This is a genomic window from uncultured Thioclava sp., from assembly GCF_913064665.1.
Lineage (GTDB): Bacteria > Pseudomonadota > Alphaproteobacteria > Rhodobacterales > Rhodobacteraceae > Thioclava > Thioclava arctica.
In genome coordinates this window covers 1-10,321 of record NZ_CAJYBT010000070.1, presented here as the reverse complement: position 1 = coordinate 10,321, position 10,321 = coordinate 1, and the positions used below count along the sequence as shown (strand labels likewise).

Below are 10,321 nucleotides of genomic sequence, written 5' to 3'. Positions count from 1 at the left end.
CCCGGCTGATCGGGCAAGCGCGTCTGACAAGGCAGCCGCCAGTCATGCAGTCGTCCCCCGCATCCGAACACAGGAAAGATTTGCAGGCAGGAACGTCATAGCCACGATCCGAAAGGGCGGCGATGGGGCAGGCTGTCAGGCAGGGCCTGTCGGCGCAGCTGTTGCAGGGGGATCCCGCAGGTTGAAGCGGTAGTGTTAATCTCTCGGCAAAGCCCAATGCGCCCCTGTAGGACACAAAGAGGCCCGCCCGGTCATGCACCAACAGGTGAACCGGCGATTGCCCGGCCCGCCCACTGTCCAAAGCCCAGCGGATGAATGGGTGATAGGGCGGACCGCCAAAGGGGAAAAACGCCTTGGCCCCGAACTCATCTGCCAAGGCCCCGATCACCCGGGTTGACCAGCGGTCAATCGCGTCAGGATTGCCATCGCGATATTCCGGGCTTCTAATAAATCCGGGCCAGAAACCAGGTTCGCGCGGTCCCAGCAGAATCAGCGTTCCGATCCCTTCCAGATCGGTCGGGTGCAGCGCCCCGAAGATATCTAAGGCACTCTTATCGGCGCGGATTTCCAGCGCGGCGAGCGTCATTTGCGGAAAAACGGCAGGCTCAGTGCCCATCCGAGTTTGGTCGGTCTGTCATCCTGCCATTGCAGGCCGATGGTCATGTCGTCATGTCCCGCTTGCGGTTGGGCGATGTAGGTACCTAAAATCCTATCCCAGATCGACAACGCAAAGCCATAGTTGCTGTCATGTTCGTGCCGATGCACCGAATGGTGCACCCGGTGCATGTCGGGCGTTACCAGAACCAATCGCACAATCGCGTCCAGCCCCAGAGGCAGGCGCAGATTGGCGTGATTGAACAGGGCGGTGCCGTTCAGGATGATCTCGAACAGGATAATCGCCAAGGCAGATGGCCCGATCAGATAGACCAGCCCGATCTTCAGCAGCATCGAAAAGGCGATTTCAACCGGATGAAAGCGGATCGCGGTGGTGACGTCGATATCGCGGTCGGCATGGTGGACCCGGTGAAAGCGCCACAGGACAGGCACTTTGTGGGTAATCAGATGCTGGAACCAGATCGCGAAATCGAAAATGAGGATCGCCAGCATGACCTCAGCCCAGACCGGCAGGTCGATCCTGTTGAACAGGCCCCAGCCGTTTTGTCCGGCATCCACTGCCGCGCCCACTGCCAGCAGCGGTAATGCCAGAGCCAGCGCCCTGAGCGCGATGGTGTCGATGATCTGCATCGCCCAATTGGTCAGCCAGCGTTTTGATCTGGGCTGAGTACGCGCTTTGCGCGGGGCTAGGGATTCGAGTAGCGCAAACAGGCTGAACAGGCCCAGAAAGGCAGTGAGGCGAATGATGGCTTCGTTTTCCATATGTCCAATCTAAGCTCACCGCGGAGACTGGCAATAGACATATTCAGAAAAATATATACTTTATCCGCGGATCAGCGACCCGGCACCATGTTCGGTATAAAGTTCCAGCAATGCGGCATTGGGTGCACGCCCGTCCAGAATCACCACCCCGCGCACGCCCTTTTCGATCGCATCGAGAGCGGTTTCGGTTTTCGGAATCATGCCTCCGGCAATGGTGCCATCTGCTATCAGCGCACGCACCTGTTCCGACGTCATTTCGGTCAGAACCTCGCCATCCTTGTTCTTGACCCCTGCCACATCGGTCAGAAGCAGCAGGCGGTCAGCCTGCAACGCCCCGGCTATGGCCCCGGCAGCGGTGTCGCCATTGACGTTGAAGGTCTCGTTATCGGCCATGCCAGTCGCGACCGGCGCGATCACCGGAATGATTCCAGCGTTGTAAAGATCGCGGATCACCTGCACGTTCATCTCGACGGGGCGGCCAACGAAACCCAACTCGGGGTCATCGGCCTCGCAGACCATCAGATCGTCATCCTTGCCCGAGATCCCCACGGCGCGCCCGCCTTGATCGTTGATCGCCTGCACGATGCGCTTATTGACCAGACCCGAGAGGATCATTTCGACCACTTCGACCGTGGCCTTGTCGGTCACCCGCTTGCCGCGCACGAATTTGCTTTCGATCCCCAGCTTGCTCAGCATCTCGTTGATCATCGGGCCGCCGCCATGCACCACGACCGGGTTCATGCCGACCTGACGCATCAGCACGATGTCGCGGGCGAATTCGGCCATCGCGTCATCGTCACCCATCGCGTTGCCGCCAAATTTCACCACCACGACAGCGCCGGAGTAGCGTTGCAGATAGGGCAGGGCCTCGGAGAGGGTGCGGGCGGTGGCGATCCAATCTCGGTTCATCGTCTGTTTTCTCATCTGCTGGTTCCTGAGGAGGGCGCGGACCCCCACTTGCTAGCCTCAAAAAGCGGGCTTGGGAAGGGCGGGGCGTTGCGCTTGGCCCAAAACGGGATAGGGTCTGCACAACGCAAGGAGATACGACCTCATGGATGATCGCAAGGTGATGTTGCTGACGGGGGCAAGCCGGGGGATCGGGCATGCCACGGTGAAACGCTTTGCCGCCGAGGGCTGGCGCGTGATCACCTGTTCGCGCCAACCTTTCCCCGAGAAATGCCCTTGGGGCGGTGGTCGCGAAGATCACATCCAGATCGACCTGGCCGATCCAAGCCGCACCATCGAAGCGATTGGGGAAATCCGCGAGCGTCTGGATGGGCGGCTGGATGCGCTGGTCAACAATGCGGGGATTTCGCCAAAGGCCGAAGGTGGCGGGCGGCTCAATACGCTCGATACCGATCTGCGCACGTGGGGGCAGGTGTTTCACGTCAATTTCTTCTCCTCCATCGTGCTGGCGCGCGGACTGGTGGAGGAACTGTCGACGGCAGGTGGCGCGGTCGTGAATGTGACCTCGATTGCAGGCTCGCGGGTGCATCCCTTTGCTGGGGCGGCCTATTCAACGTCAAAAGCCGCGCTCAAGGCGCTGACGCGCGAGATGGCGCATGATTTCGGCCCGCTGGGCGTGCGGGTGAACGCAATTGCGCCGGGCGAGATCGAAACCTCGATCCTGTCGCCGGGCACGCAAAAGATCGTCGATACCCTGCCGCTGCGCCGCCTTGGCCAGCCCTCGGAAGTGGCGGATGTGATCTGGTTCCTGTGCTCGGATGCCTCAAGCTATGTCACGGGCACCGAGATTGAGGTCAACGCAGGCCAGCACGTCTAGGCGCTGCTTTGCGTGTCTCAGCGGCGCTTGCGCGGCACGGTGGTGCGGTTGCCGCGCGGCCCTGTTAGCACCGGCGTATTGAGGCGGTTTTCGTCTTGCAGCTTGCGCCAGCGCTCTAGCCGCGCAGGGTCCAGCGTGCCCGCCTCAACCGCGGCGCGCACTGCACAGCCCGGCTCATGTTCATGAGTGCAATCGCGAAAGCGGCAGTTGGGGGCCAGCTCGGTGATCTCGGCGAACAGCATATCCAGCCCGGCCGCCGCATCGCTGACGTGAAGCGAGCGCATTCCCGGCGTGTCAATCACCCAACCGCCCCCGGCAATGGCATGCAGCGAGCGTGAGGTGGTCGTGTGGCGTCCCTTTGCATCGTCTTCGCGGATCGCGCCCGTGGGCTGCGCCTCGGCGTCTGTTTTACCCGACAGCGTATTGAGCAAGGTCGATTTTCCGACACCAGAAGAGCCCACCAGCGCCACCGTCTGCCCCGGCCCGCACCAGCGCGCGAGGTGCGCTATCGCATCGGGCGCTTTGGCATTCAGCGTCACCGCAACAAGATCGCGTTGCAGCGCTTCGGCCTGCTGCTGAAACGGCGTCGGATCATCGGTCTGGTCGCTTTTTGTCAGCACGATCACCGGGGTCGTGCCGGCCTCATTGGCAAGCGCGAGATAGCGCTCTAGCCGAGCCGGGTTGAAATCATCGTTGCAAGAGGTGACGATGAACAGCGTGTCCACATTCGCCGCGATCAGCTGTGGCACGCGCGCGCCTTCGGTGTGACGTTCCAGCAGGGATTTCCGCGAGAGCCGTGAGTGCACCGTCAGGGTCTCGGGATCCACCAGAACCCAATCCCCCACCGCGAAATCCGTCGTTTTGCTATGCGGCGCAAGGCTCAGCCGCACCGGCCCGGTTTCGGATTGCGCCGTCAGACGAGAGCGATGCACGCTGGCAATGCGCATGCGCGCAAGCGCCGTGTCTTCGGGGGCCAACTGGTCGCCAAAAAACGCCGACCAGCCAAGGTCAGCCAAAGAATGCGGGTTGAGATCATCGAACTGTGTCACGCTGACCTGCATGGCCGCGCCATCGCGCTGATGCAAGCTTTTCCGCATCGCCCAGCCGCTTTTGACCCGATTAGATCGCAGGCAAAGGCGCCTCAAGGCCGTTTGGGACCTGTCATTCATGCGCATTTGAAAGTGATTTTGGTGGAGCCTAGGGGGATCGAACCCCTGACCTCCTGCATGCCATGCAGGCGCTCTCCCAGCTGAGCTAAGGCCCCATCAAAGTGCTGCATCGGCCAAGGCCGCGCTGCGTGGGAGGCGTATAGGCAAAGCGCTGGGCGTGTGCAAGGGGGTTTTTATGCGCGGTCGGGAAAATTGCGACGCGGTTCAGGGGGGGGCGATCGGACAGCACAAAGGCGCGGAAGGTTTCCCCGCCGCGCCCGTGTTTTTAACAAAACGCCAACTGACTCAGTTGTCGTCTTTGTCTTCCGTGCTCACGTCGGCGATCTCATCAAGCGAGACATTATCGTCGTCATCGTCTTCTTCGAGCAGATCGTCGTCGAGTTCGACGTCATTGGTGTCGGCGTCGAGATCTTCTTCTTCCTCGATAACCGGTTCATCGGCCTTGGCTGCGGACGTCTTGCTCGAGACGAGCGTGCGTCCACGTGCTGCGGTCAGGCTTTCCAGCGAAAAGCTGTTGGCGCAGACCGGGCAGGTCATCGGGTCTTTATTCAGGTCGTAAAAGCGGTTCGCGCAATGCGGACACAGACGCTTGACGCCCCATTCCTCTTTCGGCATGGAATTCTCCTGCGCTGGTAATCTCAGAGTCGCAGCCAACTGCCACACCATCCGCTGGGTGTCAAAGCCTTTCGTGCGGTTATCTGCGAACTGCGTCCCGCCTGCCCAAGGAGCCCTGCGTGCCCAGCCCACCCCATATCCCCGAACTGCCTGAGCTGGAGTTGGTCTTTCGCCGCTCTGCGCGTGCTCGGCGGTTCTCGTTGCGGGTGTCGCGCGCGGATGGTCGCGTGGCGCTGACGATCCCGAAAGGCGCCTCCGAGCGCGAGGCTTTAGCCTTTGCGCGCAGCCAGACTGACTGGCTGCGCCGCACCCTCGAAGGCATCGCGCCCCCGCAGGCGGTGCGATTCGGCGGGTTGGTGCCATTCGAGGGGCGTGCGCTGTATTTAGAGCCTGCCGCGCTGCGCGCGCCGCAGGTCGCGGGCGATCGGTTGCTGGCCCCAGCGGACCCCGACAAGCTGGGGCTGCGGATCGAAACGTTTTTCAAACATGCCGCGCGGTTGCGCCTTCATCAGGCGAGTGCGCATTACGCCGCGCTGCTGGATCGCCCGATCGCGCGAATCACGTTGCGCGATACCCGCTCGCGCTGGGGCTCGTGCAGCCATACCGGGGCGCTGTCTTATAGCTGGCGGCTGATTATGGCGCCGCCAGAGGTGCTGGATTACGTTGCCGCCCATGAAGTGGCCCATCTGGTCGAGATGAACCATTCTGGCGCGTTTTGGGCGCTCGTGGCGCGGCTACGCCCCAGCTACAAGGCCGAACGCAGCTGGCTAAAGCGCGAGGGCTCACGCCTGCATGCGATCCGGTTCCGCGACTGAACCGGTTTGCTCGGAGATTCCGTGTGAAGCGGCCCCTTCGCGCGACGCCCGCGTGGGTGGCCCTGCTTTGGTGATTGACGCGATGCGCGAATGTGATCACAAATCCCTGCATGACAACAATCTCCACCCGCCCGATCGAAACCGCCGCGCATGACAGGCTCTATCGTCTGCTGCGTCAGCAGATCATGGTGGGGGAAATGCTGCCCGGACAGGCGCTGACGCTGCGCGGTCTGGCCAAGCAATATGGCGTGTCGATGACGCCCGTGCGCGAGTCGCTGCGTCGGTTGGTGGCGGAAGGGGCGTTGACACTGACGGCCTCGGGGCGGGTCAGCACGCCCGAGCTGTCCAATGAGCGGATCGAGGAACTGGCGACGTTGCGCTCGTTGATCGAGCCCGAACTGGCCGCGCGCGCTTTGCCGCGCGCCCATTTCGCGCTGATCGACCGGTTGAGCGCGATCAATACCGCCAATGCCGAGGCCGTCGCGAAACACGATGCGGTAAGCTATATTCGCACCAATCTCGATTTTCACCGCACGCTCTATCTGCGCGCCCAATCGCCTGCGATCCTGGCGGTGGCGGAAACGGTCTGGCTGCAACTGGGGCCGACGATGCGCGCGCTCTATGGTCGCGTGCAGCGCAATGAGCCGCCCCGCCATCACCGTATGATCCTGTCGGCTTTGCGCGCTGGCGATGAGCCTGCTTTGCGGCTTGCGGTGCGCGCCGATGTGACCAGCGGCCTGCGCCATCTGTCACAGCGCGGGTGGTAAGGCCGGGGGGGTTGCACCCCCGGACCCCCGCAGGATATTTTGGTCAAGAGGAAGTGGAAAACTGGCTCTCTTCCTCTTGATCGAAATATCCCGGGGGAGGCCGCAGGCCGGGGGCAGAGCCCCAAATGCCGTTCAGGCCTGTCGCAGCGGATCGGGGCCGTAGGCGTTCTCGCCCGGCTGAGAGCGCTGCACGAAGAAGAACAGCAATACCAACCCGCCGATCAGCGGGATCAGGGAAAGCAGGAGCCACCAGCCCGATTTGCCATTGTCGTGCAGCCTGCGCACCGAGACGGCAAGAGCGGGCACTAACAGGGCTAGGCCTGCGATAATCGAGAGCGGCCCGCCATGGCTGTTATAGGCCCAGAAGCCGGGGCCACTGGCGACTTCGCCGGTGCCGAAGAACACTGTGTCGAGGATATTGGTGGCGATTTGCACGAGCGTGTAGAACAACGTGAACCACCAGAATTCCGCGCGCGGGGCGCGGCCTGCGAAGGTTGCGTATTTCTGCTTTAGGCAGGTACGAACGCTATCACCAAAACTCATACCAGTTTTTCCTTATTCCGGGCTTAGCCCTTTTTGCCAATCTTGGGTTCGCTGCCCGCCGCCAGCCGCGCGATATTACCCCGGTGGCGCCAAAAAATCAGCACCGAAAGCCCGGCTGCCAGCATCATGAAATCTCGATGTCCCAGCGCATAGGCCAGCGGCACAGTGGCCGCCGCCGAGACCAGCGCGGACAGCGAGGAGATCCGCGTGACAATGGCTGTCAGCAACCACACTGCACAGGCAGCCAGCCCCACGGGCCACGCCAGCGCGATCATCGTGCCTAGAAACGTCGCAACTCCCTTGCCGCCCTGAAAACGCAGCCAAACCGGGTAGATATGGCCGATAAAAGCCGCAGCGCCTGCAACCTGTGCTGCCGTCTCGCCCAAGAAATAGCGTGCGATCAGCACCGCAATCGCCCCCTTGCCGCTATCAAGCAGAAGCGTCGCCAAAGCGGCCGGTTTGTTCCCGGTGCGCAGCACATTGGTTGCGCCGATATTGCCCGATCCGATCTTGCGCAGATCGCCCATTCCAAGCATCCGCGTGATGACCATGCCAAAGGGCACGGACCCCAACAAATAGCCCAATGCCGCCACCAGCCCTAGCCAGGTGGCCCCGTTTTCAACTCCTGGCATTGCCTGCCCTCGCCTCTAATCGCGTTATTTTTGTTCTTCGCTGCTATAAACCTGCACTCCCGCGACGAATGTGGCAAGTGTTTTGCCTTCCATTCGCGCGGTGTCGAAGGGAGTATTTTTCGATTTTGAGCGCAATGTGAAGCGGTCGAGCACGAAGGGCGCGTCCGGATCAAACAGCACCAGATCGGCGGGCGCGCCCTCAGTCAGACGGCCTTGGGGCAGTCCAAGGCGGCGCGCCGGGTTCAGCGCCATCGCGCGAAACAGCTGCGGCAGGGTCAGCTGACCCGCGTGATACAGCCGCATCGCAGCGGGCAGCAGCGTTTCCAACCCGACCGCGCCCGAGGCCGCTTCCTCAAAGGGCAAGCGTTTGGATTCCTCGTCCGCCGGGGTGTGCATGGAGCAGATCACGTCGATCACGCCGTCCCCCACGGCTGCGATCACTGCAAGCCTGTCGTCTTCGTCGCGCAGGGGCGGGGTGAGTTTGAAAAACGTCCGATACTCGCCCACATCCAGCGCATTCAGCGTCAGGTGATGGATCGACACGCCCGCCGTCACATCCAGCCCTGCCGCCTTGGCACGTGCCAGTGCGGGCAGGGCGCGCGCGGTGGTGATTTGATCGGCGTGATAGGCGAGCCCGGTCATCTCAACCAAAGCAAGATCACGCTCCAGCCCCATCTGCTCGGCCATTGGCGAGACGCCGGGCAGGCCGCGCAGGCTGGCGAATTTGCCCGAGGTGACAGCGGCCCCTTTGGACAGGCCCGGCTCTTGGGGATGCCCGATCACCAGCGCGCCGAGGCTGGCGGCATAGCTGAACGCACGCGCCAGCACCTTGGTTTGGTCGCAGACCTGCGTGCCATCGGTGAACGCCACGGCCCCGGCATCGCGCAAAAAGCTGATCTCGGTCATCTCGCGGCCCGCACGCCCTTTGGTCAGCGCCGCCATATGCAGGATGCGCACCGGCGCATCGGCGGCGCGTCGGGTGACGAATTCCAGCACTTCGGGCGTGTCGATGGCCGAGGCCGTATCGGGGCGCGCGATGATCGTGGTGACGCCGCCCGCCGCCGCCGCCAGCGCGGCAGAGCGAAAGCTTTCCATATGGCGTTCACCGGGCTCACCGATCTTGACGCCCAGATCCACGATGCCGGGGGCAAGACATTTGCCGCCGCATTCGATCACCTGCGCGTCGGGCGGGGCCGACATCGTGCCGATAGCGGCAATCAGGCCGTTGTCGATGACAATATTGCCCGTGGTTTCGCTCAGCGCCTCGGGGTCGATCAGGCGGGCATTTTGTAAGAACAGGGTCATGCCATGGCCTCCTTGAGACGGGTGATGTCGATGGGCGCAAAATCGGGGCTCATTCGGCGTCGCCCTCAGTCGCGCGCTGGGCGGCACGGTGGTTTTTGGCGCGTTCGATTTCGGCAACCACTGTTCCTGCATCGGCGAGATGGCGGATCAGGTGCTTGCCGCCCGAGTTCGTCACCAGTTGCACATCGCCCATCAGGCGGCGCACGGTTGCGATTTCCAGCAGCATCACTTGGCGCCCCTGCGGGCCGATCAACCGCTTTTCGGTGAGCTGCCAGCGGCGCGCGAAGGCCTCGGATTTGAAATATAGACCGCGCAGAGCCATGCCCACGGCAATCGCGAGGGCTGCAATCGCGATCTGTCCCGGCCTGCCCAGCCAGATCAGCACCGCCGAAACCAGAACCACCCCGAGAACCGCCAGAATCGCGTGATCGCTCCAATAGCGCTTGGGGTCGGGCAGGAAGGTGGCCAGAACGTGCTCGCCCTTGTCCAGCGGCAATTCGCTGTCGGGACCGGGGCGATAGTTCATTACCTCGTCGCGCTTGATCTCAGACATAGGTTTCTCCCATCAGCGCGCGGCCCCGATCTGCGCGCAGGTTGCGCGCCAGCAGATCCATCACCGCCATGCGCACCGCCACGCCCATCTCGACCTGTTCCTGAATGACCGAGCGGTTGATGTCATCGGCAATCGTGCCGTCGATTTCCACGCCGCGGTTCATCGGGCCGGGATGCATCACGATCGCGTCGTCCTTGGCAAAGGCCAGTTTTTCCGCGTCCAACCCGTAGCGGTGGAAATATTCGCGCTCAGACGGGATAAACCCGCCATCCATGCGCTCGCGCTGAAGGCGCAGCATCATCACCACATCCGCGCCCTTGAGCCCCTCGCGCATGTCGTCATAGACCTCGCAGCCAAACTCGGCCACGCCTGCGGGCATCAGGGTCGGGGGCGCAATCAGGCGCACGCGGTTCTCCATCTTGCCCAGCAACAACAGGTTAGAGCGCGCGACACGCGAATGCGCGACATCGCCACAAATCGCGACGGTCAGGCGATGGATGCGCCCCTTTTCACGCCGGATCGTCAGCGCATCCAGTAGCGCCTGCGTGGGGTGTTCGTGCTTACCATCACCGGCATTGATCACCGCGCATTCGACCTTTTGCGCCAGCAGATCCACCGCCCCCGAGCTACCATGACGCACCACCAGAAGATCGGGATGCATCGCGTTCAGTGTTAGCGCCGTGTCGATCAGCGTCTCGCCCTTTTTGACCGAGCTCGTCTGCATCGCCATGTTCATCACATCCGCGCCCAGCCGCTTGCCCG

13 protein-coding genes and 1 tRNA gene are annotated in these 10,321 nt (G+C 62.5%); 3 read left to right on the top strand and 11 right to left on the bottom strand.

Translation table 11 applies throughout. The features are described from left to right. The 3 genes from QZ571_RS17760 to argB form a co-directional block, all read right to left on the bottom strand. On the bottom strand, window positions 1-616 hold a 616-nt coding region (locus QZ571_RS17760; protein ID WP_295537427.1), incomplete at its 3' end, for a ferredoxin. Then, a complete protein-coding gene (locus QZ571_RS17755) occupies window positions 583-1,377 on the bottom strand; it encodes a sterol desaturase family protein (RefSeq protein ID WP_295537426.1) in 795 nt (264 codons plus the stop codon). The genes QZ571_RS17760 and QZ571_RS17755, both read right to left, overlap by 34 nt. 60 nt (window positions 1,378-1,437) lie before the next feature. Then, window positions 1,438-2,286, bottom strand: a complete 849-nt coding sequence (gene argB, locus QZ571_RS17750) for an acetylglutamate kinase (protein ID WP_295537428.1) — start codon at window positions 2,284-2,286, stop codon at window positions 1,438-1,440. Window positions 2,287-2,428: 142 nt separating this feature from the next. Here argB and QZ571_RS17745 point away from each other — a divergent pair, with 142 nt between their 5' ends. Next, window positions 2,429-3,160 carry an SDR family oxidoreductase gene (locus QZ571_RS17745; RefSeq protein ID WP_295537425.1) on the top strand — a complete coding sequence of 244 codons (732 nt, stop codon included), beginning with the start codon at window positions 2,429-2,431 and terminating at the stop codon, window positions 3,158-3,160. Between the two features lie 17 nt (window positions 3,161-3,177). Here QZ571_RS17745 and rsgA read toward each other — a convergent pair whose 3' ends face one another. From rsgA to QZ571_RS17730, 3 genes are all read right to left on the bottom strand, one after another. Continuing rightward, window positions 3,178-4,257 carry a ribosome small subunit-dependent GTPase A gene (gene rsgA, locus QZ571_RS17740; protein WP_295537423.1) on the bottom strand — a complete coding sequence of 360 codons (1,080 nt, stop codon included), beginning with the start codon at window positions 4,255-4,257 and terminating at the stop codon, window positions 3,178-3,180. Window positions 4,258-4,348: 91 nt separating this feature from the next. Next, window positions 4,349-4,424 (bottom strand) — tRNA-Ala (locus QZ571_RS17735). 190 nt (window positions 4,425-4,614) lie between these two features. Further along, the gene (locus tag QZ571_RS17730; RefSeq protein WP_295537422.1) at window positions 4,615-4,944 is read right to left on the bottom strand and encodes a TIGR02300 family protein; all 330 of its coding nucleotides are present in this window, start codon (window positions 4,942-4,944) and stop codon (window positions 4,615-4,617) included. A gap of 119 nt (window positions 4,945-5,063) precedes the next feature. On the opposite strand from QZ571_RS17730, the gene QZ571_RS17725 reads away from it, so the two are divergent. Together QZ571_RS17725 and QZ571_RS17720 are read left to right on the top strand one after the other, a co-directional pair. After that, entirely contained in the window at window positions 5,064-5,759 is a 696-nt protein-coding gene (locus QZ571_RS17725) for a SprT family zinc-dependent metalloprotease (protein WP_295537421.1), read from the top strand. A 110-nt stretch (window positions 5,760-5,869) separates the two neighbouring features. Next, complete coding sequence (locus QZ571_RS17720; protein WP_295537420.1) at window positions 5,870-6,526, top strand: GntR family transcriptional regulator; 657 nt, start codon at window positions 5,870-5,872, stop codon at window positions 6,524-6,526. Between the two features lie 132 nt (window positions 6,527-6,658). On the opposite strand, the gene QZ571_RS17715 is transcribed toward QZ571_RS17720, so the two are convergent. From QZ571_RS17715 to QZ571_RS17695, 5 genes are all read right to left on the bottom strand, one after another. After that, window positions 6,659-7,069: a DUF805 domain-containing protein gene (locus tag QZ571_RS17715; protein WP_295537418.1), complete on the bottom strand. Its 411-nt coding sequence runs from the start codon at window positions 7,067-7,069 to the stop codon at window positions 6,659-6,661. 23 nt (window positions 7,070-7,092) lie between these two features. After that, window positions 7,093-7,701 (bottom strand): glycerol-3-phosphate 1-O-acyltransferase PlsY, encoded by a 609-nt coding sequence (plsY, locus tag QZ571_RS17710; RefSeq protein ID WP_295537415.1) that lies wholly within the window; start codon window positions 7,699-7,701, stop codon window positions 7,093-7,095. Between the two features lie 24 nt (window positions 7,702-7,725). After that, window positions 7,726-9,006: a dihydroorotase gene (gene pyrC / locus QZ571_RS17705; protein ID WP_295537413.1), complete on the bottom strand. Its 1,281-nt coding sequence runs from the start codon at window positions 9,004-9,006 to the stop codon at window positions 7,726-7,728. 49 nt (window positions 9,007-9,055) lie between these two features. Next, on the bottom strand, window positions 9,056-9,559 hold the full coding sequence (locus QZ571_RS17700) for a hypothetical protein (RefSeq protein WP_295537411.1): 504 nt from the start codon (window positions 9,557-9,559) through the stop codon (window positions 9,056-9,058). Further along, a partial coding sequence (locus QZ571_RS17695) for an aspartate carbamoyltransferase catalytic subunit (protein ID WP_295537409.1) occupies window positions 9,552-10,321 on the bottom strand: 770 nt, incomplete at its 5' end. The genes QZ571_RS17695 and QZ571_RS17700, both read right to left, overlap by 8 nt.

Coding starts and splice junctions, on each gene's coding strand:
- QZ571_RS17755 (WP_295537426.1), bottom strand. CDS start 1,377: ATGGAAAACGAAGCCATCATTCGCCTCACTGCCTTTCTGGGCCTGTTC.
- argB (WP_295537428.1), bottom strand. CDS start 2,286: ATGAACCGAGATTGGATCGCCACCGCCCGCACCCTCTCCGAGGCCCTG.
- QZ571_RS17745 (WP_295537425.1), top strand. CDS start 2,429: ATGGATGATCGCAAGGTGATGTTGCTGACGGGGGCAAGCCGGGGGATC.
- rsgA (WP_295537423.1), bottom strand. CDS start 4,257: ATGCGGAAAAGCTTGCATCAGCGCGATGGCGCGGCCATGCAGGTCAGC.
- QZ571_RS17730 (WP_295537422.1), bottom strand. CDS start 4,944: ATGCCGAAAGAGGAATGGGGCGTCAAGCGTCTGTGTCCGCATTGCGCG.
- QZ571_RS17720 (WP_295537420.1), top strand. CDS start 5,870: ATGACAACAATCTCCACCCGCCCGATCGAAACCGCCGCGCATGACAGG.
- QZ571_RS17715 (WP_295537418.1), bottom strand. CDS start 7,069: ATGAGTTTTGGTGATAGCGTTCGTACCTGCCTAAAGCAGAAATACGCA.
- plsY (WP_295537415.1), bottom strand. CDS start 7,701: ATGCCAGGAGTTGAAAACGGGGCCACCTGGCTAGGGCTGGTGGCGGCA.
- pyrC (WP_295537413.1), bottom strand. CDS start 9,006: ATGACCCTGTTCTTACAAAATGCCCGCCTGATCGACCCCGAGGCGCTG.
- QZ571_RS17700 (WP_295537411.1), bottom strand. CDS start 9,559: ATGTCTGAGATCAAGCGCGACGAGGTAATGAACTATCGCCCCGGTCCC.